This window comes from Sphingomonas sp. R1, assembly GCF_025960285.1.
Taxonomy (GTDB): Bacteria; Pseudomonadota; Alphaproteobacteria; order Sphingomonadales; family Sphingomonadaceae; genus Sphingomonas.
The window spans coordinates 3539610-3560981 of the sequence record NZ_CP110111.1; the positions used below are offsets into that span (position 1 = coordinate 3539610).

General features: G+C 65.7%; 27 protein-coding genes. 26 read left to right on the forward strand and 1 reads right to left on the reverse strand.

The window, feature by feature from the left end:
- Nucleotides 1-4: 4 nt before the first annotated feature.
- From rpsN to OIM94_RS16970, 18 genes are all read left to right on the forward strand, one after another.
- Nucleotides 5-310 carry a 30S ribosomal protein S14 gene (rpsN, locus tag OIM94_RS16885; protein ID WP_010545733.1) on the forward strand — a complete coding sequence of 102 codons (306 nt, stop codon included), beginning with the start codon at nucleotides 5-7 and terminating at the stop codon, nucleotides 308-310.
- Between the two features lie 12 nt (nucleotides 311-322).
- Nucleotides 323-718 carry a 30S ribosomal protein S8 gene (rpsH, locus tag OIM94_RS16890; protein WP_010545734.1) on the forward strand — a complete coding sequence of 132 codons (396 nt, stop codon included), beginning with the start codon at nucleotides 323-325 and terminating at the stop codon, nucleotides 716-718.
- Nucleotides 718-1251, forward strand: a complete 534-nt coding sequence (rplF, locus tag OIM94_RS16895; protein WP_141988656.1) for a 50S ribosomal protein L6 — start codon at nucleotides 718-720, stop codon at nucleotides 1249-1251. The genes rpsH and rplF overlap by 1 nt, the downstream gene beginning before the upstream one ends.
- The gene (rplR, locus tag OIM94_RS16900) at nucleotides 1251-1610 is read left to right on the forward strand and encodes a 50S ribosomal protein L18 (protein ID WP_264609938.1); all 360 of its coding nucleotides are present in this window, start codon (nucleotides 1251-1253) and stop codon (nucleotides 1608-1610) included. Before rplF ends, rplR begins: the two co-directional genes overlap by 1 nt.
- 2 nt (nucleotides 1611-1612) lie before the next feature.
- Complete coding sequence (gene rpsE / locus OIM94_RS16905) at nucleotides 1613-2350, forward strand: 30S ribosomal protein S5 (RefSeq protein WP_264607828.1); 738 nt, start codon at nucleotides 1613-1615, stop codon at nucleotides 2348-2350.
- A 6-nt stretch (nucleotides 2351-2356) separates the two neighbouring features.
- Nucleotides 2357-2536, forward strand: a complete 180-nt coding sequence (rpmD, locus tag OIM94_RS16910) for a 50S ribosomal protein L30 (protein ID WP_010545738.1) — start codon at nucleotides 2357-2359, stop codon at nucleotides 2534-2536.
- Nucleotides 2537-2677: 141 nt separating this feature from the next.
- Nucleotides 2678-3979: a cation:proton antiporter gene (locus tag OIM94_RS16915; RefSeq protein WP_264607829.1), complete on the forward strand. Its 1302-nt coding sequence runs from the start codon at nucleotides 2678-2680 to the stop codon at nucleotides 3977-3979.
- Between the two features lie 116 nt (nucleotides 3980-4095).
- The gene (rplO, locus tag OIM94_RS16920) at nucleotides 4096-4626 is read left to right on the forward strand and encodes a 50S ribosomal protein L15 (RefSeq protein WP_264607830.1); all 531 of its coding nucleotides are present in this window, start codon (nucleotides 4096-4098) and stop codon (nucleotides 4624-4626) included.
- 218 nt (nucleotides 4627-4844) lie between these two features.
- Nucleotides 4845-6209 (forward strand): preprotein translocase subunit SecY, encoded by a 1365-nt coding sequence (gene secY, locus OIM94_RS16925; RefSeq protein ID WP_264607831.1) that lies wholly within the window; start codon nucleotides 4845-4847, stop codon nucleotides 6207-6209.
- A 29-nt stretch (nucleotides 6210-6238) separates the two neighbouring features.
- On the forward strand, nucleotides 6239-6892 hold the full coding sequence (locus OIM94_RS16930) for an adenylate kinase (protein ID WP_264607832.1): 654 nt from the start codon (nucleotides 6239-6241) through the stop codon (nucleotides 6890-6892).
- Between the two features lie 111 nt (nucleotides 6893-7003).
- Nucleotides 7004-7468: an SMI1/KNR4 family protein gene (locus OIM94_RS16935; protein ID WP_264607833.1), complete on the forward strand. Its 465-nt coding sequence runs from the start codon at nucleotides 7004-7006 to the stop codon at nucleotides 7466-7468.
- Between the two features lie 622 nt (nucleotides 7469-8090).
- Nucleotides 8091-8459, forward strand: coding sequence for a 30S ribosomal protein S13 (gene rpsM / locus OIM94_RS16940; RefSeq protein ID WP_010545744.1), 369 nt, complete (start codon nucleotides 8091-8093; stop codon nucleotides 8457-8459).
- Nucleotides 8460-8538: 79 nt separating this feature from the next.
- Nucleotides 8539-8928 carry a 30S ribosomal protein S11 gene (gene rpsK / locus OIM94_RS16945; protein WP_010545745.1) on the forward strand — a complete coding sequence of 130 codons (390 nt, stop codon included), beginning with the start codon at nucleotides 8539-8541 and terminating at the stop codon, nucleotides 8926-8928.
- 100 nt (nucleotides 8929-9028) lie between these two features.
- Nucleotides 9029-10096, forward strand: coding sequence for a DNA-directed RNA polymerase subunit alpha (locus OIM94_RS16950; RefSeq protein WP_010545746.1), 1068 nt, complete (start codon nucleotides 9029-9031; stop codon nucleotides 10094-10096).
- A gap of 120 nt (nucleotides 10097-10216) precedes the next feature.
- A complete protein-coding gene (locus OIM94_RS16955) occupies nucleotides 10217-10681 on the forward strand; it encodes a hypothetical protein (RefSeq protein ID WP_264607834.1) in 465 nt (154 codons plus the stop codon).
- A gap of 136 nt (nucleotides 10682-10817) precedes the next feature.
- A complete protein-coding gene (gene rplQ / locus OIM94_RS16960; protein ID WP_264607835.1) occupies nucleotides 10818-11240 on the forward strand; it encodes a 50S ribosomal protein L17 in 423 nt (140 codons plus the stop codon).
- Nucleotides 11241-11422: 182 nt separating this feature from the next.
- Nucleotides 11423-11548 carry a hypothetical protein gene (locus OIM94_RS16965; RefSeq protein WP_264607836.1) on the forward strand — a complete coding sequence of 42 codons (126 nt, stop codon included), beginning with the start codon at nucleotides 11423-11425 and terminating at the stop codon, nucleotides 11546-11548.
- 50 nt (nucleotides 11549-11598) lie between these two features.
- Nucleotides 11599-13740 carry a prolyl oligopeptidase family serine peptidase gene (locus OIM94_RS16970; RefSeq protein ID WP_264607837.1) on the forward strand — a complete coding sequence of 714 codons (2142 nt, stop codon included), beginning with the start codon at nucleotides 11599-11601 and terminating at the stop codon, nucleotides 13738-13740.
- 53 nt (nucleotides 13741-13793) lie between these two features.
- On the opposite strand, the gene OIM94_RS16975 is transcribed toward OIM94_RS16970, so the two are convergent.
- Entirely contained in the window at nucleotides 13794-14516 is a 723-nt protein-coding gene (locus OIM94_RS16975) for an NPP1 family protein (RefSeq protein WP_264607838.1), read from the reverse strand.
- A gap of 241 nt (nucleotides 14517-14757) precedes the next feature.
- On the opposite strand from OIM94_RS16975, the gene OIM94_RS16980 reads away from it, so the two are divergent.
- The 8 genes from OIM94_RS16980 to OIM94_RS17015 all read left to right on the forward strand — a co-directional run bounded on the left by OIM94_RS16980 (nucleotide 14758) and on the right by OIM94_RS17015 (nucleotide 21355).
- Nucleotides 14758-15306, forward strand: a complete 549-nt coding sequence (locus OIM94_RS16980) for a vgr related protein (protein WP_413716406.1) — start codon at nucleotides 14758-14760, stop codon at nucleotides 15304-15306.
- 96 nt (nucleotides 15307-15402) lie between these two features.
- Nucleotides 15403-15966: a helix-turn-helix domain-containing protein gene (locus OIM94_RS16985; RefSeq protein ID WP_264607840.1), complete on the forward strand. Its 564-nt coding sequence runs from the start codon at nucleotides 15403-15405 to the stop codon at nucleotides 15964-15966.
- A gap of 55 nt (nucleotides 15967-16021) precedes the next feature.
- Nucleotides 16022-16567 (forward strand): M17 family peptidase N-terminal domain-containing protein, encoded by a 546-nt coding sequence (locus tag OIM94_RS16990; RefSeq protein ID WP_264607841.1) that lies wholly within the window; start codon nucleotides 16022-16024, stop codon nucleotides 16565-16567.
- Nucleotides 16568-16634: 67 nt separating this feature from the next.
- On the forward strand, nucleotides 16635-17297 hold the full coding sequence (locus OIM94_RS16995; protein ID WP_264607842.1) for a response regulator: 663 nt from the start codon (nucleotides 16635-16637) through the stop codon (nucleotides 17295-17297).
- A 254-nt stretch (nucleotides 17298-17551) separates the two neighbouring features.
- A complete protein-coding gene (locus OIM94_RS17000; protein WP_264607843.1) occupies nucleotides 17552-18208 on the forward strand; it encodes a hydrolase in 657 nt (218 codons plus the stop codon).
- 85 nt (nucleotides 18209-18293) lie between these two features.
- Nucleotides 18294-19133 carry an alpha/beta fold hydrolase gene (locus OIM94_RS17005; protein ID WP_264607844.1) on the forward strand — a complete coding sequence of 280 codons (840 nt, stop codon included), beginning with the start codon at nucleotides 18294-18296 and terminating at the stop codon, nucleotides 19131-19133.
- Between the two features lie 30 nt (nucleotides 19134-19163).
- Nucleotides 19164-19412, forward strand: coding sequence for a XapX domain-containing protein (locus OIM94_RS17010; RefSeq protein WP_264607845.1), 249 nt, complete (start codon nucleotides 19164-19166; stop codon nucleotides 19410-19412).
- A gap of 89 nt (nucleotides 19413-19501) precedes the next feature.
- Complete coding sequence (locus OIM94_RS17015) at nucleotides 19502-21355, forward strand: amidohydrolase (protein ID WP_264609939.1); 1854 nt, start codon at nucleotides 19502-19504, stop codon at nucleotides 21353-21355.
- Nucleotides 21356-21372 lie beyond the last annotated feature (17 nt).

Below are 21372 nucleotides of genomic sequence, written 5' to 3' on the forward strand. Positions count from 1 at the left end.
AGTCATGGCGAAACTGAGTTCGATCAACAAGAACGAGCGTCGCAAGCAGCTGGTGAAGAAGTACGCCGGCAAGTATGCGAAGCTCAAGGCGATTGCGAACGACGAAAGCCTGGATGAGACCGAGCGTCTCATCGCACGGCTCAAGATGGCCGAGATTCCCCGCAACGGGAACCCGACCCGCATTCGCAACCGGTGTGAGCTGACGGGTCGTCCCCGCGCTTATTACCGCAAGTTCCGTCTCGCACGTGTCATGCTGCGCGATCTGGCCAACAAGGGCCTGATCCCGGGTGTCACGAAGTCGAGCTGGTAAAGGACACGCAAGATGGCAGTGACCGATCCCCTGGGTGACATGCTCACCCGTATCCGCAACGGTCAGCGCGCGCGCAAGGACTCCGTCCTGACGCCGGCGTCGAAGTTGCGTGTCCGTGTCCTCGACGTGCTTCAGCGCGAGGGCTATATCCGTGGCTACAGCGAAGAGCAGATGGGCCCCGCGGCCGGCATCCGCATCGAGCTGAAGTATTTCGAGGGTCAGCCGGCGATCAAGCACGTCGCGCGCATCTCGAAGCCGGGCCGCCGTGTCTATTCGGGTTCGCAGGAGCTTCCGCGCGTCCGTAACGGCCTCGGCATCACGATCGTCTCGACGCCTCGCGGCGTTCTGTCCGACGCCGAAGCGCGCGAACAGAATGTCGGCGGCGAAGTGCTGGCGGAGGTGTTCTGATGAGCCGCATCGGTAAGAAGCCGGTTCCCGTCCCCGCGGGCGTGACCGCGCAGGTCGAAGGCGGCCAGATCTCGGTGAAGGGGCCCAAGGGCACCCTCACCATGCCGCTGGCCGACGACATCAAGTACGAAGTGACCGACGGCGGCATCTCGGTGCAGCCGGCCAACGAGACCAAGCGCGCGCGTGCCTTCTGGGGCATGCAGCGTACCCTGGTGCAGAACCTCGTCACCGGCGTGACCACCGGCTTCACCAAGAAGCTGCTGATCACCGGCGTGGGCTACCGCGCTGCCTCGCAGGGCAAGGTCCTGAAGCTGCAGCTCGGCTATTCGCACGACGTCAACTTCGACATCCCGGAAGGGATCGAGATCAAGACGCCGGATCAGACCACGGTCGAGATCTCGGGCATCGACAAGCAGAAGGTCGGCCAGGTGGCCGCGGAAATCCGCCGTTGGCGCAAGCCGGAGCCCTATAAGGGCAAGGGCATCAAGTACGATGGCGAATTCATCTTCCGCAAGGAAGGGAAGAAGAAGTGATCAGCACCAAGGGTCTTTCGCTTTTCGAAAAGCGTCGTCGCCGCAACCGTTCCGCGCTTCGTGCGCGGGCCGGTGGCCGTCCTCGTCTGTCGATCCATCGCTCGGGCAAGCACATCTATGCCCAGGTGATCGACGACGCCGCGGGTCGCACCGTCGCCTCGGCCTCCACGCTCGAGAAGGACGTGCGTGGCCAGACCGGCGCCACGATCGCCGCAGCGCAGGAAGTGGGCAAGCGCGTTGCCGAGGCCGCCAAGGCCGCCGGCATCACCCAGGTCGTCTTCGACCGCGGTGGCTTCCTCTACCATGGTCGCGTCAAGGCGCTGGCGGATGCCGCGCGTGAGAGCGGATTGGAGTTCTAACAATGGCCGATGAAATCAACACGACCGACGCTCCGGTCGAGGCGCAGGACGCCGGCCAGGGAGCTTCGGACCAGCAGCAGCAGGGCCGTGGTTCGCGTGGCGGCCGTGGCCGCGGCGGCCCGGGCGGCGGTGACAACCGCGGCCGTGGCGGCCGTGACGGCAACCGCGGTCGTCGTGACGACCGTCGCGGTGGCCCGCAGGACGATGGTGGCGAGGAGCTCATCGAGAAGCTCGTCCACATCAACCGCGTGTCGAAGACCGTGAAGGGCGGTAAGCGCTTCGGCTTCGCAGCGCTCGTCGTCGTCGGCGACGGCAAGGGCCGTGTCGGCTTCGGTCATGGCAAGGCGCGCGAAGTGCCGGAAGCCATCTCGAAGGCGACCGCTTCGGCGAAGAAGGCGATGATCCGCGTTCCGCTGAAGGAAGGCCGCACGCTGCACCACGACGGCAATGGCCACTTCGGCGCTGGCCGCGTGACCGTCCGTTCGGCGCCCCAGGGTACCGGCATCATCGCCGGCGGCCCGATGCGCGCGATCTTCGAATCGCTGGGCGTGGCCGATGTGGTGACCAAGTCGGTCGGCACCTCGAACCCGTACAACATGATCCGCGCCACGTTCGAGGCACTGGGTGAGCAGACTTCGCCGAAGTCGGTCGCGCAGCGCCGTGGCAAGAAGATCGCCGACCTGCTCGGCCGCGGTGGTTCGCAGACCGCCGAGGCGGACGCTGCGGCCGTTACGGAGTAAACGATCATGGCGAAGATCAAGATCAAGCAGATCGGCTCGCCGATCCGCCGCACCAAGGATCAGCGCGCCACGCTGATCGGCCTTGGCCTCAACAAGATGCACAAGGTTTCGGAGCTCGAGGACACCCCCGAGGTCCGCGGCATGATCCGCAAGCTGCCGCACATGGTCGAGGTGATCGAGGGCTGAGCCCTCGCTTCGCGGACCAGAGCGACAAACGAAGAGGGCGGTGGGCAACCACCGCCCTTTTTCGTGCGCGCGATTCGGGCGGCATCATCGGCAAATTGCCGCGACGAGGACCGATCGGGGCGTGCGAGCGGTTACGCAGGGATGACTGCAGCCGACTTGCTTCCCGCGCCCTACATCCTGTTCCTAACCGGCGCGGGGGTGCTGATTGCGCTGGTCGCGTGGCTGCCGCTGGCCTTGCGGCGGCTGCCGCTGTCGCTGCCGATCGTGTGCATGGGGATCGGCGCCTGCCTGTTTCTCCTACCCCAGATCACGCTGGAGCCGCTGCCGTGGCGATATCCGCACATCACCGAGCGGTTCAGCGAACTGATCGTGGTCATCGCGCTGATGGGGGCCGGGCTGAAGATCGATCGCGTCTTCGGCGTGCGGCGCTGGGGTATTACGTGGCGGTTGATCGGCATCACCATGCCGCTCAGCATCCTCGGTATCGCGGTGCTCACAGAATGGGCCCTGGGCGTACCCGTCGCGGTTGCCCTGCTGCTTGCCGCAAGTCTGGCGCCCACCGATCCCGTCCTTGCGTCGGACGTGCAGGTCGGGCCACCCAAGACCGGCGAGGAGGACGAGGTCCGCTTCGGGCTGACGTCCGAAGCGGGATTCAACGACGGCGCGGCGTTTCCGTTCGTCCATCTCGCGATCCTGCTCGCCACCGCCGCCGCTGCCGGCAAGCCCTGGCTCGTCGAGTGGTTGAGCTACCGCGTCGCCTGGGAGATTGCCGGCGGCATCGGTGCTGGCTGGCTGGTCGGTCGGGCCTTTGGCTGGCTGACCTTCCACATCCCCGCCGAGAGCAAGCTGGTGAAGACGGGCGACGGGCTGATTGCGCTATCGGCAACCTTCGTCGCGTACGGGCTGACGGAGGCGGTGCATGCCTATGGTTTTCTCGCGGTGTTCGTGGCGGCACTGACCTTTCGCCACGCCCATCGCGAACATGATTTTCACCACGAGATGCACACCATCATCGAGCAGGTCGAACGGCTGGTGATGATGCTGCTGCTGATCCTGTTCGGCGGCGCGCTGGTCAGCGGGTTGCTCGCCGGGGTGACATGGGCCGATGCCGCGGTGGCCGCGGTGATCCTGCTCGTCATCCGTCCGCTGTCCGGGTGGGTCGCGCTGCTCGGCTATCCCGCCGCAACGGGCGAAAAGTGGACGCTGTCCTTCTTCGGCATTCGCGGCGTCGGGACGATCTACTATCTGGCCTATGGCCTCAACCACATGGCGGTGGCGAATGCGGAGCGGCTCTGGGGGCTTGCCGGGCTCGTCGTGTTTCTCTCGATACTGCTCCACGGCTTGACGGTGACGCCGATCATGCGCTCGCTCGACCGCCGGCACGGCCGAGATCCCGATGCGGCCGCCGCGCCGCCGGGGGAACGGCGCGCACCGGCGGACTGAAGGGCAGGGCGTCGGCGCGCGGGCGCGCAAACAGGAGTCGACATTCGCCCCGCGCGCCGCTATGAGCCCGCGCTTCCTTACAACGCGCGACAAAAGCGAAAGCGAGTGCACACATCATGAAGCTAAACGAACTCAACGACAACCAGGGCGCCCGTCATCGCCGCATGCGCATCGGCCGTGGTATCGGCTCGGGCAAGGGCAAGACCGGCGGCCGCGGCGTCAAGGGTCAGAAGAGCCGCGAAGGCGTCTCGATCAAGGGCTTCGAGGGCGGTCAGATGCCGCTCCACATGCGTCTGCCGAAGCGCGGCTTCAACAACATCTTCGCCAAGGACTATGCCGAGGTGAACCTGGGCGAGATCCAGAAGGCTGTTGATTCGGGCAAGCTGACCGGCACCGACATCGATCACGCCGCGCTGAAGGCCGCTGGCCTGGCCCGTGGCGGCAAGGACGGTGTCCGTCTGCTCGGCAAGGGCGAGCTGACCGCCAAGCTGAACTTCACCGTTGCCGGCGTGTCGGCCGGTGCGCGTGAGGCGGTCGAGAAGGCCGGTGGTTCGGTCACCGTGCCGGAGATCGTTCCGGCCGCCGAGAAGCACAAGGCGAAGCACCGCACGGCCCAGGCCGCTGCCAAGGCCGCCAAGCAGGGCTGACGAAATGCGAAGGCGGGGCTCCCAAGGCCCCGCCTTCCTTCGTGCTGGGCTTGCCCAAAGGCCGTTCTTTCTTCCTCGTCCACAGAAAAACGGCCCTTCGACAAGCTCAGGGCGATCGGGAATTGCGCAGCAGGGCTTAGACAAGCCGCGCGCAGGCCCTATATGCTTCCCCGCAGGGCGGGGGAGCGCCCGTCACTTATCCGGGACGAAGATACGAAATGGCATCCGCAGCCGACCAGCTGGCTTCCAGCATCAATCTGGCGAAGTTCAGCAAGGCCACCGACCTCAAGAAGCGCCTGTGGTTCACCCTCGGCGCACTGATCGTCTTCCGCATGCTGAGCTATGTGCCGCTGCCGGGCATCGACCCGACCGCGCTCGGCCTGCTTGCGCAGCAGACCCAGGGCGGCGTGCTCGATTTCTTCAACAACTTCACCGGCGGCGCGCTGTCGCGCATGTCGATCGTGGCGATGGGCGTGATGCCCTACATCACCGCGTCGATCGTCATCCAGCTCGCGACCTCGCTGTCGCCGCAGCTCAACGCGATCAAGAAGGAAGGCGAGAGCGGTCGCAAGCGGCTGAATCAGTACACCCGCTACGGCACCGTGCTGCTCACCGCCGTCCAGGGCTATTTCCTGGTGCAGGGCCTCGAGGCTGCCGGCGCTGCCAAGGGCCTGAGCCCGGTGGTCGAGCCCGGCCTTGCCTTCACCCTCACCGCCGTGGTCAGCCTCATCGGCGGCACCATGTTCCTGATGTGGATCGGTGAGCAGATCACCAGCCGCGGCATCGGCAACGGCATCTCGCTGATCATCATGGCCGGCATCGTCGCCCGCCTGCCGGTCACGCTCGTCCAGCTGTTCGAGAGCGGCCGTTCGGGCTCGATCGACCCGCTGCGCCTGATCTTCGTGATCGTCGGCGTCGCGCTGCTCGTGCTGTTCATCTGCTTCATGGAGCGTGCCCAGCGCCGCATCCTGATCCAGTATCCGAAGCGCCAGACCGCGCGCGGCGTCCAGGCCGAGCGCAGCCACCTGCCGCTCAAGCTCAACACCGCCGGCGTGATCCCTCCGATCTTCGCCTCGTCGCTGCTGCTGCTGCCGCTGACCATCACCCAGTTCGCCGGCCAGGCCGTGTCGGGCGAGAGCTGGTGGGGCGATCTGGTGTCGAACCTCAACATCTGGCTGCGCCATGGTTCGCCGATCTACATGTCGCTCTATGCGGCGGGCATCATCTTCTTCTCGTTCTTCTACACCGCCGTCGTCTTCAATCCGGAAGAGACCGCGGACAATCTGAAGCGCTATGGCGGGTTCATCCCGGGCATCCGTCCGGGCAAAAACACCGAGCAGTATTTCGATTATGTGCTGACCCGCATCACCGTGATCGGTGCAGCCTATCTGACCATCATCTGCCTGGTCCCGGAATGGGCGTTCTCCGCGATGAGCATCCCGTTCCTGATGGGCGGCACTAGCCTTCTCATCGTCGTCAACGTAACCATGGATACGGTGACGCAGATCCAGTCGCACCTGCTGGCCCACCAGTATGGCGACCTGATCAAGAAGGCGAAGCTCAAGGGCGGCCGCGCGCGCTGATCGGCGCGCGGCACAAGGGGAGGTACCTGTTGAATATCATCCTGTTGGGTCCGCCGGGGGCCGGTAAGGGCACCCAGGCGAAGCGTCTCGAAACCGAGCGCGGCATGGTGCAGCTGTCGACGGGCGACATGCTGCGCGCCGCGGTGAAGGCCGGGACGCCCACGGGCCTGAAGGCCAAGGCAGTGATGGAGGCGGGCCAGCTCGTCTCCGACGAGATCGTCTCGGGCATCATCGGCGAGCGGCTGGACATGGCCGATACCGAGAAGGGCGCGATCTTCGACGGCTATCCGCGCACCTATGCGCAGGCCGAATCGCTCGACGCGCTGCTCTCCGAGCGGGGACGCCAGCTTGATTACGTCATCGAGCTGCTGGTCAACGAGGAGGCGCTGGTCGATCGCGTCGAGGGCCGCTTCACCTGCGCCAAGTGCGGCGAGGGCTATCACGACAAGTACAAGCTGCCCAAGACGGACGGTGTGTGCGACGTGTGTGGCTCGACCGAGTTCAAGCGCCGCCCCGACGACAATGCCGAGACGGTGCGCACCCGCATGGCCGAATACCGCGCCAAGACCGCGCCGATCCTGCCCTTCTACGAGGAGAAGGGGCTGGTCCGGCGAGTCGACGGCATGGCCGATATCGACGAAGTGACCCGGCAGATCGCCGCGGTGCTCGACGGGCAGGGATAACGGGAAGGGCGGGGGAAACCCCGCCCTTTTTGATTCTGGGGGCTTGGTCCGATTCCGGCCCACTTGCGGTCATTGCACGTGCTTGCAAAGCTGATGCTGAGGAGACCGTACATGCCTGTTTCGATACCAACTATGCCGCAGCCAACGGAGGATGAACTGCTCGCGCTAGCCGCGCATATCGGGCAGTCTCTGCCGCTCAGCTACATACAATTCGTCATGCTTCACGATGGCGCCAAGCCAGGGGAAAACGTAATCAAAACTTCAGATAATGAAGTGGGCGTGTCACGCTTCATTCCTGTCCGCGAAGCGGCTGCCCTTAGCGGTGAAATTGAGGGGTTCCCTTCCAGCGCCATAGCGTTCGCCGAAGACGATTGCGGTAACTACTTTTACATCGCTCCTTCGAATGGCGCGGTGTATTTCTGGGATCACGAGTTAGAAGGCGTGGATGAACGCATGGCGGAGGATGCTAGTGATTTTATGGCAAAACTCAGTCCGTTTGATGCGTCAACGCTGCAACTTCGTCCGGGTCAAGTTCGAAGCGCATGGATCGACCCATCGTTCAAACCGGAGTTTTGACGTCCGCTCCCCACCACAAGCCGTCGTCATCCCCGCGAAGGCGCGCGCTGGTATCGCGGTTCTTTCCTCCGGGGCGCAGGCGAATGGATTCCCGCCTTCGCGGGAATGACGGTGGTTGTGAGGTGGCGAGTCGTGGTCACTCGGCAGATCGCTGCCGTGCTTGACGGGCAGAGATAACCGGAAGGTAGGGGAAGCCCCGCCCTTTCCGTCAGGAAATCCTCCCCTGAAAGGGGAGGTGTCGCGAAGCGACGGAGGGGTGTCACCGCTGCAATTACGGTCCGCCTTTCGAGCGGGGTCACCCCTCCGTCAGCCCTTCGGGCTGCCACCTCCCCTTGCAGGGGAGGATCGGCGCTATCCTATCCGAAACGGGACTCCCTCCACCGCCGCACCCCTCACCGCGCTTGGCCTGCCGGGAACCTTGCTATATAGAGAGGGTTCAGCATTTTCCGGCTCCGCGGCGCTTGACAGGTCGCCTGCGGCCCCGTATCTCGCCCAACTTCCGGAACAGTAGATTACGGCGGCGCTCCCTGCGTGCGTCGTGCCGCTGCATTTCGGAAGGCAACGCTACGAGATGGGGCGCCGCTGCCATGCAGTGCCTCGTGGAGCTGGGAGAATATATTTCATGGCACGTATTGCGGGTGTTAACATCCCGACCAACAAGCGCGTCGTCATCGCGCTGCAGTATATCCACGGCATCGGCCCCGCAAAGGCCAAGGAACTGACCACGCAGCTCGGCATCGCGCCGGAGCGCCGCGTGCAGGACCTGAGCGACCAGGAAGTGCTGCAGATCCGCGAAGCGATCGACGCCGGCTACACCGTGGAAGGTGATCTTCGTCGCCAGGTGGCGATGAACATCAAGCGCCTGATGGACCTGGCCTGCTATCGCGGCCTGCGTCACCGCAAGGGCCTGCCGGTCCGCGGCCAGCGCACGCACACCAATGCGCGCACCCGCAAGGGCAAGGCCAAGCCGATCGCCGGCAAGAAGAAGTAAGCCGCGCTCCCCAGCGCGCTCTTCTTTCCCCGAGGCCCCGCGCCTCCAGGCACCAAGCTTCTAGGTCAGGAAATTCCAAATGGCACGTGAACCGCAGCGTATTCGCCGTCGCGAACGCAAGAACATCACCGCCGGCGTCGCGCATGTGAACGCCAGCTTCAACAACACCATGATCACCATCACCGACGCGCAGGGCAACGCGATCAGCTGGTCGTCGGCCGGCATGATGGGCTTCAAGGGCTCGCGCAAGTCGACCCCGTACGCAGCCCAGGTCGCCGCCGAAGACGCCGGCCGCAAGGCCGCCGAGCACGGCGTTCGCACCCTCGAGGTCGAGGTCAAGGGTCCGGGTTCGGGCCGCGAGTCGGCGCTCCGCGCGCTGCAGGCGGTCGGCTTCCAGATCACCTCGATCCGCGACGTGACGCCGATCCCGCACAACGGCGTCCGCCCCTCGAAGCGCCGTCGCGTCTGATACGTCCTGCTTGCACCGCGGGCCCTGAGGCGGGTTCCGCGGTCTTGCAGTAAATACCTGGCGGGGAATGCCTCTTCCCCGCCCAACATGAGGAAAGCCCGTGTCGGTCAACGCTAAGAACTGGCAGGAACTCAAGAAGCCCAACGGCCTCGAGAAGAAGCCCGGTGGCGATCCCAAGCGGAAGTCGACGTTCGTCGCCGAGCCGCTGGAGCGTGGCTTCGGCCTCACGCTCGGCAACGCGCTGCGTCGCGTGCTGCTGTCGTCGCTGCAGGGCGCGGCGGTCACCTCGATCAAGATCGAGAACGTGCTGCACGAATTCTCGTCGCTCGCCGGCGTGCGCGAGGACGTGACCGACATCGTCCTCAACGTGAAGCAGATCGCGCTCAAGATGCAGGGCGAAGGCCCGAAGCGTCTGCAGCTGTCGGCCACCGGCCCGGCGGAAGTCAAGGCAGGCGACATCGCGGTTTCGGGCGACATCGAAGTGATGAACCCCGAGCTGGTGATCTGCCACCTCGACGACGGCGCGACCCTGAACATGGAACTGACCGCGGACGTGGGTAAGGGCTATGTGCCCGCCACCGCGAACCGCCCGGCGGATGCACCGATCGGCCTGATCCCGGTCGATGCGCTGTTCAGCCCGGTGCGTCAGGTCTCGTATAAGGTCGAGAACACCCGCGTCGGCCAGGAGCTCGACTACGACAAGCTCACGCTGACCGTCGAGACCGACGGCACGGTGACGCCTGAGGACTCGCTGGCCTATGCCGCGCGGATCCTGCAGGACCAGCTGGCGCTGTTCGTCCACTTCGACGATTCGTCGATCACCCGGGCAGCCCCGGTCGGCATGGCGCCGGCAGCGGCACCGGCGGAAGGTGGCGCAGGCGATGCCGCGCAGATCAACCGCTATCTGCTCAAGAAGGTCGACGAGCTGGAGCTTTCGGTCCGCTCGGCCAACTGCCTCAAGAACGACAACATCATCTACATCGGCGATCTGGTCCAGAAGACCGAAGCCGAGATGCTGCGCACGCCGAACTTCGGCCGCAAGTCGCTCAACGAGATCAAGGAAGTCCTCTCCAGCATGGGCCTGCGCCTGGGCATGGAAATCCCGGGCTGGCCGCCCGAGAACATCGAGGAAATGGCCAAGAAGCTCGAACAGGAGATCATGGGCTGAGCCCATCTCCGCTTCGGCTGAAGATACAGAAAGGGCTCCGCAGCGATGCGGGGCCCTTTTTGCTGTATGTTCGTTAGCGGGTCGGCTTGCGGAGGCATCGCGTCGCGATAAAAATGTGCCGTGGCCCGCCTCGCTATCGTTCTCGTCACGCTCTGCGTCATTCTCGCCGCGGAAGCCTTGTATCGATGGTCCAACGGCCTCGGACTGAATTGGGGTTGGGCAGTCGGGAGGGTGTGCTTTCTGCTGGTCGTCGGCGGCGGTTCGAGTTTCGGCTCCTGGCTGGACTCAAAAAAGCGCGGCAGGTCCAGCGATAGCGGGAGTGGCATCCTGAGCCCCCTGTTTTTCCTGGCGATCGGGGGGTGGGGTGTCACGGTCTGTGCATGGCGGGTTGCCGCCGCGGTCTGGTCCGGCCGCATCGTCGTTTCGACCGCGACGGATGCATTCACGTCGTGGACGGTCAATCCGTTCGGATTTGGAGTGGCGCTGGCAGCGGCATCCTTCGGCGGGCTCTTTTTCCTCCTCGTGTTCGCGGCGGGTGGTTTTCAGCTGGCCTTGTGGATGTCGCGGCGCCGTCGGCTGCGCTAGGACTTGACGAATCGGTCGTTTTGCGGTCTTAGGCGCAGCTTCACGGCATCGTGAGTTGGGTTTTGGGCGGTGGCCCTGTTTCACCGCCTGGTCGGCAGTACCTTGAACGGCTGTCGGACGAACGAAGGAAAATACCATGCGCCATCGCGTAGGCGGCCGTAAGCTTCAGCGTACTTCGGCCCACCGTATTGCCCTGTTCCGCAACATGAGCGCCGCGCTCATCAAGCACGAGCAGATCACCACCACCGTCGCCAAGGCGAAGGAACTGCGTCCGTACGTCGAGAAGCTGATCACCCTCGCCAAGAAGGGTGGCCTGTCCAACCGTCGTCTCGCGCACGCCCGCCTGATGGACGACGCCCAGCTGGTGAAGCTGTTCGACGTGCTGGCCGCGCGCTATGCCGATCGCAACGGCGGCTACACCCGCATCATCAAGGCCGGCATCCGCGCTTCGGACGCGTCGCCGATGGCGATCATCGAGTTCGTCGACCGCGACGTCTCGGCCAAGGGCCAGGACTCGGGTCCGGTGATCTCGGACGAGGATTTCGACGAAGCCGCCTGATCGGCACGTCGGTCTAGCCGAACAAGGGAAGGGCGGTCGCACCAGCGGCCGCCCTTTTCGTTTGTGCAGTTTTGCTTCGTCGCCGCATAGAATCGTTCCGCTCGCAAATGTGTCGCCGCACCCCATCTCTGCGCCCGAACAACCGGCTGTGCTGCCCCGTCTGGCAGCATCGGAGAACGATCATGTCCCACCTGTCGAAAGGGCGGCGCCGCGCGCCGGCCGATATCGGTGCCTGGATCGCGGCGCTGCTGGCGCTGGCGCCGCTTGCCGCCTTTGCCTGGGCGATCGAGCTGACCGGGCTGGCTTGAGCCGGGGGGCGGGGCTCCCTAGGGTAGGCGCATTCACAGGGAGCCCTTGAATGCGCCGTGCATTGATCCTGCCGCTACTTTTCGCCAGCCCCGCCTATGCCCAGACCACCAAGCCGGAGACCGCCGCGCCGATGACCAAGTTCGCCTATCCCGAAACCCGCCGCGTCGATGTGGTGGACGAACAGTTCGGGGTGAAGGTCGCCGATCCCTATCGCTGGCTGGAAAACGACGTCCGCAACGACGCGCAGGTCGCCGCCTGGGTCGAGGCCGAGAACAAGGTGACGGACGCCTATCTCGCGACGCTGCCGGGCCGGGATGCGCTGAAGGCGCGGATCAAGCAGCTGTTTGACTACGAGCGCTTCGGCGCGCCCGATCAGAAGGGCGGCCATTATTTCTACGCGCACAATAGCGGCCTGCAGAACCAGGCGGTGCTGTTCGTGCGCGACGGCCTCAACGGCCAGGGCCGCGTGCTGATCGATCCCAATGGCTGGTCCAAGGACGGCGCAACCGCGCTTGCCGAGTGGCTGCCCAGCGAGGACGGCAAGCTGCTGGCCTATTCGATCCAGGATGGCGGCAGCGACTGGCGCACGATCAAGGTGCTCGACGTCGCCACCGGCAAGGACACCGGCGACACGCTGAGCTGGGCCAAGTTCACCATGGGCGTGAGCTGGGCGAAGGACGGCAGCGGCTTCTTCTATTCGCGCTACCCCGAGCCCCCGGCCGAGGCGAAGTTCCAGGCGCTGAACGAGAACCACCGGATCTATTTTCATACGCTCGGCACGCCGCAATCGGCGGACCGACTGGTCTACGAGACACCCGCCACGCCGCGGCAGAGCCACGGCGCGGTCGTTACCGATGATGGCCGCTATCTGGTGATCCTCACCAGCGAGGGGACGGACAACAAGAACCTCGTCCACATCGTCGACCTGAAGGACCCCGCCTGGAAGGCGAAGACGGTGATCGGCAAACTGGAACATGACTGGTCGCCGATCGGCAATGTCGGCACGAAGTTCTGGTTCGCGACCGATGACGGCGCCCCGCGCCAGCGGATCGTCACGATCGATCTCGCCGATCCCGCGCTGGCGCCGCACGAAGTGGTGCCGGAGCAGAAGGAAACACTCGCCGGCCAGTCGATCGTCGGCGAGCGGCTGATCCTCAGCTACATGGTCGATGCGGCCACCGAGGTGCGCCGCTACACGCTGGACGGCAAGGCGGATGGGAAGGTCGCGTTGCCCGGCATTGGCACGGCCAGCGGCTTTGGCGGGCATCCGCATGACAGCGAGACCTTCTTCGCCTTCACCAGCTTCAACTATCCGACGACGATCTTCCGCTACGACGTGAAGACCGGCAAGGCGGAAGCCTGGGCGCAGCCCAAGGTCGCGTTCGAACCGAAGGACTATGCGGTCGAGCAGCGCTTCTACGCGTCGAAGGATGGCACCAAGGTGCCGATGTTCATCGTCAAGAAGAAGAGCGTGACCGGACCGGCGCCGACGATCCTCTACGGCTATGGCGGGTTCAACATTCCGATCACGCCCGGCTTCTCGGCGGGCCGCCTGGCCTGGCTGGAGCAGGGCGGCGTGTTCGTCGTGGCGAACATTCGCGGCGGCGGCGAATATGGCAAGGCGTGGCACGATGGCGGTCGCCTCGCCAACAAGCAGAATGTGTTCGACGATTTCATCGCGGCCGGCGAATATCTGATCCAGCAGGGCATCACCGGCAAGGGCCAGCTGGCGATCCAGGGCGGGTCGAATGGCGGGCTGCTGGTCGGCGCGGTCACCAACCAGCGCCCGGACCTGTTCGCGGCGGCCCTGCCCGCGGTGGGCGTGATGGACATGACCCGCTTCGACCGGTTCACTGCCGGGCGCTACTGGGTGGATGATTACGGCTATCCGTCGAAGGAGGCCGACTTCAAGCGGCTCTACGCCTATTCGCCCTATCACAACATCAAGAGCGGCGTGGACTATCCGGCGGTGCTGGTAAGCACGGCGGACACCGATGATCGGGTCGTGCCCGGGCATAGCTTCAAATACACCGCGGCGCTCCAGCATGCGGCGGCAGGCGACAAGCCGCATCTGATCCGCATCGAGACTCGCGCCGGCCACGGATCGGGCAAGCCGACCGACAAGGTGATCGAGGAAACCGCCGATCTGTGGGCCTTCGCTGCCAGGTGGACCGGCCTGGCGATCCGCTGAGACCAGGGACCGGGCCGCACGCCGATCGGCGGCGGCCCGGCCGTTGGGCGACCTCAGGGATTGTGCACGTCGGTGGAAGCCCAGGCCTTCTGGAGATTTTTCCAGTAATCGCCGCCATCCTTCATCGGCACGTTGGCACTACCGAAATCATAGGTGTTGAGCGTGTTCTTCGCCGCGGCGGGCAGGCGATCCCAGCTGATCAGCGGCTGTGTCCGGCCGTTGTCCAGCGAGGGGTCGAGCACGTGATCGGCAAAGCCGAGATAGGTGGCATGATAGGTCAGCCGCGGGTGCATGCCGTTGCTTAGATAACCGGTCGCGCCCATGAAAAGCGGCGGGTTGGTGTTCACCGAATATTTGCCGTGGGTCGAATAATTGACCTTCACGATCTTGGCGCCGACATAGCAGCCTTCCGTCCACACCACGATGCTTTCCCAGTCATGGCGATGGCCGCCAAAGGCGCCGAGATAGTTTGGCGGCTGATCCTTGGGGAAATAATAGGCGTACAGGATCGCGCACTTGTTGTAATATTCGGCCATCCGCGAATAGACTTGGCCGGCGGTACCGCGGCAATGGCCGTCCGGCGCCCCCGAGGGATAGAGCCCGCCGCCGACATTGCCCCACTGATCCACCGCCGGATAGTTGTTGCAGGCGTCCGGGCCGTCGGCGATCATCGGCTGATAGTAGAATTCCACCGCCGAGGCGTTGGCGGCAATCGGCTGCACCTTGTCATGATCCAGCACATCGGCGGCCGCGGGCGTCACGGCGAGCAGGGCCATCCCCGCTGCCAGGCAAATGGAAGCACGTCTCACACGCATGGTAAGCCTCCCCGAAAGATTTGTGATCGGCAATGCCCGATCGAGAGGGGAGAGCATCGCCATCGCGCATCGGGGACGCATAGTTGAAAATATATTTGTATATGAATAGTTTGTGACGACCGTGTTGCGGTTTGGCGTCTCTGCCACACGAGACACTGCCCGCCTTTGACAGCGGCAGCCCGCTTCCCCACCTGTGGACGCGATGACGCATCCGGCTGATCCGAACCCTTCCCCCGACGATCCGCGGCCGTCGACCTCGCCGTCGCGGCGCGACGGACGTCCGCTGACCGCGGCCGAACGCGCCTTGGTGCGAGAAACGTTCGGCGATGCCATCGACGTCGATCCGGTACGGGTGCATCGCCGCCCGTGGTTTCCCTTCCAGCCGCGCAACGTGACGATGGCGCCGCGCGGGCATCTCCATTTCCATCCCGCCGGGAGCGCCTATCGCGCGTGCTTCGCGGAGGCCGGGCTGGGGCTGCAGGCGCACTTCATCCACGAAATGGTGCATGTCTGGCAGCATCAGCAGGGGCTGAACCTGGTGTTGCGGCGGCACCCGTTCTGCCGCTACCATTACACGATCAAGCCCGGCTGGACGCTGGCGCGTTACGGAATCGAGCAGCAGGCCGAAATCGTTCGGCACGTCTTCCTGCTGCGCCACGGTGCGATCGTGCCCGGGGCCCCGCCGCTGGCCACGCTGGAGACGATCCTGCCGTTCCCGCGATCCCCCGCGTCACCCCAAACCTTGGTATAGTTTCCCCAAATCAAATGCCTGCCGCACGCTGCGGAGGTTCGATTCCGTCGCGATCGCCGCTGCGCGACACTCCATCCCGCAACAGGGGATGGAACCATGTACCACCAGGCGTTGATCGATGCGGGCGCTGTCGCCAAGGCGGGGGGAGGCCCCGAACTGGCGTTGCTGCTGGCCGGGGCGCTGCGCGCGCTCGACGAGGATCCGCCTGCGGCCCGGCGCTGTCTGGAACGGCTGTCGTGGTTGCTGGCGGAAGGCGCGTCCGACACGGCCGAGGCGATGCTGCTGCCCGAGCGCGGCGAAAGGGCGGACGGGCTCGCCAAGGGCGGGCTCGCCGGATGGCAGCTGCGCCGGGTCTCCGCGCATGTCGACGCGCATTTGCAGGGCCCGATCTTTACCTCCACGCTGGCCGAGGTCGCCCAACTGAGCACCGGCCATTTCTGCCGTGCGTTCAAGGTGAGCACCGGCGAGACGCCCCACGGCTATATCGTGCGCCAGCGCATCCGGCGGGCACAGCTGCTGATGCGCGACACACAGGATTCGCTGTCGCAGATTGCCTGCGCCTGCGGCCTCAGCGATCAGGCGCATCTCACCCGTCTGTTCCGCCGCTGGGTGGGGACCACGCCGCTCGCCTGGCGGCGGGCCTGGCAACAGGCCGGCTGACCGGGCCTTGCGCAGGCAGCCCCCGGCACCGCGCGCGCTTGGCGCGTGGCGTGGCGTGCACTTTGCCGTCGCGGAGATCGACGTGCTGGCAGCGGATATGGATCTGCTGATCGTCGGCATGCTCGAGAAGGATGTGGCCGGCGCGCATCGTGGCGGGGCGGATGCGCTTGACCATGCGCTGCACGGCACCTTGTCGCGGTTGCGCCAGGGCGGGATCTTCACCGGCGGCTTCGGCGAGACGCTGATGCTCGCGCGCCCCGCCGCACCGATCCGCGCGGGCACGGTGATGCTCGTCGGCATGGGCGCGTCGCTCGCGGCGCAGCCGGCGGCGGTGGGCAACCTCACCGGGCTCGCGATGCGCGCGGCGCTCCGCATCGGGGCAGCGTCGGTCGGATGCCTGCTTGGCTGGTCCGAGCTGGACATCGCCGAGGACCAGGTCGCGCACAGCGCCGCGGCGATGATGCGCGGCGCCCTTGGCGCGATCGATGCGCAGCATGGCGAGGGACAGGCGCCGCCGATGGCGTGGACCTTCGACATTCGAAACGGCGATGCGACGCGCACCGCGGCGGCGCTCGCGGCCGCGCTGGCGGCGTGGCCGTGAACCCGGGATGCATGTTGCTGCCGGAACTGCTAGTATCGCGCGGTTTCGTGGGGGTACTGGGCGTATCATGCTGACCAAGGCCTTCAATGGTCGGGCGTCCGATCGGGGCGTGGCGCCGATCCGCATCCTGCTGGTCGACGACCATGTGTTGCTGCGCGAAGGCGTGCGTGCCGTCGTGTCTACCCAGGCGGACATGGAGATCGTCGGCGAGGCGAGCGGGGGCGCCGAGGCGATCCGGGAGTATGCCCGGCTGCAGCCCGATCTCGTGCTGATGGACCTCCAGATGGCGGAGATGTCCGGGCTCGACGCGATCCTTGCGATCCGCGCGAGATCGCCCGATGCGCGGATCATCGTGCTGACCACCTATGCGGGCGATGCGCGGGCACTCAAGGCGCTGCGCGCCGGGGCGATGGGTTATCTGCTCAAGAGCAGCCTGCGCAACCAACTGCTCGATGCGATCCGATCGGTGCACCATGGCGGCAAGCATCTGGACGCCAGCGTCGCCACCGCCATCGCAATGCACGTGCTCGACGAAGGGTTGACCGAGCGGGAGGTCGCTGTCCTGTCGCTTGCCGCCCTTGGCAATTCGAACAAGCAGATCGCGGCGCAGCTCGATCTTTCGGAAGAGACGGTGAAGGGGCACATGAAGGCCCTGTTCGCCAAACTGGGTGCCAATGACCGCACCCATGCCGTGACCATCGCGGCGAAGCGCGGCCTGATCGAGCTCTGAGCCCGCGTCCGCCCAATCCGGGCGAAACCGCTCGATAGCATCAATCCCGTCCAATACCGGCCCGACCCGCGCCGCCTAGAGCGGTCGGCGGCGGTCCGCGGCCGCGTGCCCGCTTCGTGCAGGCGCAGGTCGCGAATGCCAACTGTTCTAAGGAATGGAACGGTACGAGTGAAATTATCCGAATTTTCGGAAAAATCGTCCCGGCTATTCTGACCCCATCGATGCCGGACCCCGGCAGCAACAGGAGCCGCACCATGACCCTCACCGCCACCGCAACCCCGGGCAAGTCGCTGATTTCACCGACCAACCACGCGCTGGTGCTGATCGACTTCCAGTCGCAGATGGCCTTCGCCACCAAGTCCATCGACGCCACCATCCTGCGCAACAATGCCGGGCTCGTCAGCCGCGCGGCCAAGTCGTTCGACGTGCCGACGATCCTCACCACGGTTGCCGAGAAGAGCTTCTCCGGCCCGATGTTCAGCGAGGTCACCGATGCGTTCCCCGGTCAGGCCCTGCTCGATCGCACCTCGATGAATACCTGGGAAGACGCGGCCGTGATCGAGGAGATCAATCGCATCGCCAAGCCGCGCATCGTGTTCGCCGGCCTGTGGACGAGCGTCTGCATCGTCGGCCCCGTGGCGTCGGCGATCGACCAGGGTTTCGAGGCCTATGTGATCACCGATGCCTGCGGCGACGTCTCGACCGAGGCGCATGAGCGCGCCGTCGAGCGGATGATCCAGCTGGGCGCCGTGCCGATGACTGCGCTCCAGTATCTGCTCGAGCTGCAGCGCGACTGGGCGCGCAGCGAGACCTACGAGTCCACGACCGGCATCGCGAAGCAGTGGGCCGGTGCCTACGGCCTCGGCGTCACCTACGCCAAGACGATGTTCGGCGCCTCCGAAGGCCATTGAGTTGCCCCCCGGGCCCGGCGGTGCCTGCCCCTCTCCATCGCCGCCGGGCCCACCCCTTTTCCTGCCGCTAACAAGGAATGCTGCCATGACTTCCACCGTGACCACCAAGGACGGCGTCTCGATCTTCTTCAAGGATTGGGGGCCCAAGGATGCCCAGCCGATCATGTTCCACCATGGCTGGCCGCTCTCGTCGGACGACTGGGACGCGCAGATGCTGTTCTTCCTCCAGCATGGCTACCGCGTCGTCGCGCATGACCGCCGCGGCCATGGCCGCTCGGAGCAGGTGAGCGATGGTCACGACATGGACCATTATGCCGCCGACGCCGCCGCCGTCGCCGAGCACCTCAACCTGCGCAACGCCGTGCATATCGGCCACTCGACCGGCGGCGGCGAAGTCGCGCGCTATGTCGCCAAGCATGGCATCCCGCAGGGCCGTGTCGCCAAGGCGGTGCTGGTCGCGGCCGTGCCGCCAATCATGGCGAAGACCGAGGCCTATCCGAACGGCCTGCCGCTGGAAGTGTTCGACGGCTTCCGCAAGGGCACCGCGGAGAACCGCGCGCAGTTCTTCCGCGATGTCGCCGCCGGCCCGTTCTACGGCTTCAACCGCGAGGGCGCGAAGGTCTATCCGGGCGTGATCGACAATTGGTGGCGCCAGGGCATGATGGGCAGCGCCAAGGCCCATGTCGACGGCATCAAGGCCTTCTCCGAAACCGATCAGACCGCCGATCTGAAGGCGATGACGGTTCCGACGCTGGTGCTGGCCGGCGATGACGATCAGGTGGTGCCCTACAAGCAGGGTGCCGAGCTGCAGGCCAAGCTGCTGCCGAACCCGACGCTGAAGATCTACCCGGGTCTGCCGCACGGCCTGCTTACCACCCATGCCGACGTGCTGAACGCCGACATCCTCGCCTTCGTGCGCGGCTGATCGACCGCGCGCGCCGGGGAGGATCTGCAGATGAAGCCCTATCTGATCTCGCTCGCCGTCGGTCTGCTGGTCGGCGTCATCTACAGTCTCCTCGGCGTGAAGTCGCCGGCGCCGCCGACGATTGCACTGATCGGCCTGCTCGGCATCCTCGTCGGCGAGCAGGTGGTGCCGGTCGCCAAGCGGCTCTTCGCCGGCCACGACCTCGTCGCGTACATCCGCACCGACTGCGCCGAGCAGGTGCTCGGCCACCCGGTCAAGAAGCCCGACGACCAGGCATGAGCCTCACCCGCCGCCAGACCCTTGCCGCCGCCGGCGCCACCGCCGCCGGCGCGCTGCTGCCCACACCGCTCTTCGCAAGGAATGCCCGCATGCCCGCCACCGACCTGCTCCTCGTCAACGCCCAGGTGACGACGCTCGACCGGGAGAATCCGGTGGCCGAGGCGATCGCGATCCGCGACGGCAAGTTCCTGGCGGTGGGCAGCGAGGCGGAGGTCCGCGCCGCCGCGGCGCCGGGCGCGCAGGTGATCGACGCGCATCGCCGCCGGGTGATCCCGGGGCTGATCGACAGCCACATGCATATCATCCGTGGCGGCCTGAACTATAACATGGAGCTGCGCTGGGACGGCGTGCCCAGCCTCGCCGACGCGATGGCGATGCTCAAGCGCCAGGTCGACAACACGCCGGCGCCGCAATGGGTGCGCGTGGTCGGCGGCTTCACCGAACACCAGTTCGCCGAGAAGCGACTGCCGACGATCGACGAGCTCAATGCCGCAGCACCCGACACGCCCGTCTTCATCCTCCACCTCTATGATCGCGCGCTGCTCAATGCCGCGGCATTGCGGGTGGTGGGCTATACCAGGGACACGCCGAACCCGCCGGGCGGCGAGATCGTCCGCGATGCCGCCGGCAATCCCACCGGCCTGCTGCTCGCCCAGCCCAACGCGACGATCCTCTATTCGACGCTCGCCAAGGGCCCCAAGCTGCCCGAGGAGTATCAGCGCAATTCCACCCGTCACTTCATGCGCGAAGTGAACGGCTTGGGCGTCACCGGCGTGATCGACGCGGGCGGCGGCTTCCAGAACTATCCCGACGATTATGCGATCATCGAGAAGCTCCATGCCGACGGCCAGCTGACTGTGCGGATCAGCTACAATCTGTTCACCCAGAAGCCCAAGGAAGAGCTCGCCGATTTCGCCGGCTGGGTGAAGCAGGTGACACCGGGGCAGGGCGACGACAGCTATCGCCACAATGGCGCGGGCGAGATGCTGGTCTACTCCGCCGCCGACTTCGAGGATTTCCGCGTCGCCCGGCCGGACATGCCGCCGAACATGGAAGGCGATCTCGAGCCGGTGATCCGCCTGCTCGCCGAGCATCGCTGGCCCTGGCGCCTCCACGCGACCTATGACGAGACGATCGGCCGCGCGCTCGACGTATACGAGAAGGTCCACCGCGACATCCCACTGACGGGCATCCACTGGTTCTTCGACCATGCCGAGACGATCAGCGACCGCAACATCGATCGCATCGCGGCGCTGGGCGGCGGGATCGCCGTGCAGCACCGCATGGCCTATCAGGGCGAGTATTTTGTCGAGCGCTACGGCGCCAAGGCGGCCGAGCGCACGCCGCCGATCGCCAAGATGCTCGCCGCCGGTCTGCCGGTCGGCGCGGGCACCGATGCGACGCGGGTGGCGAGCTACAACCCCTGGGTGTCGCTCAGCTGGCTGGTGACCGGCCGCACGGTGGGCGGGCTCAAGCTCTATCCGGGCGCCAACCGCGTCAGCCGCGAAAAGGCGCTGGCGATGTGGACGCACGAGAATACCTGGTTCTCGAACGAGGTGGGCAAGAAGGGGCAGATCAAGGCGGGCCAGCTCGCCGATCTGGCGGTGCTATCCGCCGACTATTTCTCGGTGCCCGAGGACCAGATCGTCCACATCCGCTCGGTGCTGACGCTGCTCGGCGGGCAGGTGGTGCATGGCGACGGCGACTATGCCCCGCTCGCCCCCGCGCTGCCCCGGCCGATGCCCGACTGGTCGCCGGTCGCGACCTTCGGCGGCTATCACCAGTCGCCCGAAACCCGCGCCCAGCTTGCCTCGGCTTGTGCCTGCCACAGCAGCTGCTCTGTCCATGGCCACGACCATGCCGCAGCACTCGGCGCGACCGTGCCTGCCGCCGACGTCCAGAGCTTCTGGGGCGCGCTCGGCTGCGGATGCTGGGCGGTGTGAACCCCTTTCAATTCCAG

Coding starts and splice junctions, on each gene's coding strand:
- rpsN (WP_010545733.1), top strand. CDS start 5: ATGGCGAAACTGAGTTCGATCAACAAGAACGAGCGTCGCAAGCAGCTG.
- rpsH (WP_010545734.1), top strand. CDS start 323: ATGGCAGTGACCGATCCCCTGGGTGACATGCTCACCCGTATCCGCAAC.
- rplF (WP_141988656.1), top strand. CDS start 718: ATGAGCCGCATCGGTAAGAAGCCGGTTCCCGTCCCCGCGGGCGTGACC.
- rpsE (WP_264607828.1), top strand. CDS start 1,613: ATGGCCGATGAAATCAACACGACCGACGCTCCGGTCGAGGCGCAGGAC.
- rpmD (WP_010545738.1), top strand. CDS start 2,357: ATGGCGAAGATCAAGATCAAGCAGATCGGCTCGCCGATCCGCCGCACC.
- OIM94_RS16915 (WP_264607829.1), top strand. CDS start 2,678: ATGACTGCAGCCGACTTGCTTCCCGCGCCCTACATCCTGTTCCTAACC.
- rplO (WP_264607830.1), top strand. CDS start 4,096: ATGAAGCTAAACGAACTCAACGACAACCAGGGCGCCCGTCATCGCCGC.
- secY (WP_264607831.1), top strand. CDS start 4,845: ATGGCATCCGCAGCCGACCAGCTGGCTTCCAGCATCAATCTGGCGAAG.
- OIM94_RS16935 (WP_264607833.1), top strand. CDS start 7,004: ATGCCTGTTTCGATACCAACTATGCCGCAGCCAACGGAGGATGAACTG.
- rpsM (WP_010545744.1), top strand. CDS start 8,091: ATGGCACGTATTGCGGGTGTTAACATCCCGACCAACAAGCGCGTCGTC.
- rpsK (WP_010545745.1), top strand. CDS start 8,539: ATGGCACGTGAACCGCAGCGTATTCGCCGTCGCGAACGCAAGAACATC.
- rplQ (WP_264607835.1), top strand. CDS start 10,818: ATGCGCCATCGCGTAGGCGGCCGTAAGCTTCAGCGTACTTCGGCCCAC.
- OIM94_RS16965 (WP_264607836.1), top strand. CDS start 11,423: ATGTCCCACCTGTCGAAAGGGCGGCGCCGCGCGCCGGCCGATATCGGT.
- OIM94_RS16970 (WP_264607837.1), top strand. CDS start 11,599: ATGCGCCGTGCATTGATCCTGCCGCTACTTTTCGCCAGCCCCGCCTAT.
- OIM94_RS16975 (WP_264607838.1), bottom strand. CDS start 14,516: ATGGCCCTGCTCGCCGTGACGCCCGCGGCCGCCGATGTGCTGGATCAT.
- OIM94_RS16980 (WP_413716406.1), top strand. CDS start 14,758: ATGACGCATCCGGCTGATCCGAACCCTTCCCCCGACGATCCGCGGCCG.
- OIM94_RS16985 (WP_264607840.1), top strand. CDS start 15,403: ATGTACCACCAGGCGTTGATCGATGCGGGCGCTGTCGCCAAGGCGGGG.
- OIM94_RS16995 (WP_264607842.1), top strand. CDS start 16,635: ATGCTGACCAAGGCCTTCAATGGTCGGGCGTCCGATCGGGGCGTGGCG.
- OIM94_RS17000 (WP_264607843.1), top strand. CDS start 17,552: ATGACCCTCACCGCCACCGCAACCCCGGGCAAGTCGCTGATTTCACCG.
- OIM94_RS17005 (WP_264607844.1), top strand. CDS start 18,294: ATGACTTCCACCGTGACCACCAAGGACGGCGTCTCGATCTTCTTCAAG.
- OIM94_RS17010 (WP_264607845.1), top strand. CDS start 19,164: ATGAAGCCCTATCTGATCTCGCTCGCCGTCGGTCTGCTGGTCGGCGTC.
- OIM94_RS17015 (WP_264609939.1), top strand. CDS start 19,502: ATGCCCGCCACCGACCTGCTCCTCGTCAACGCCCAGGTGACGACGCTC.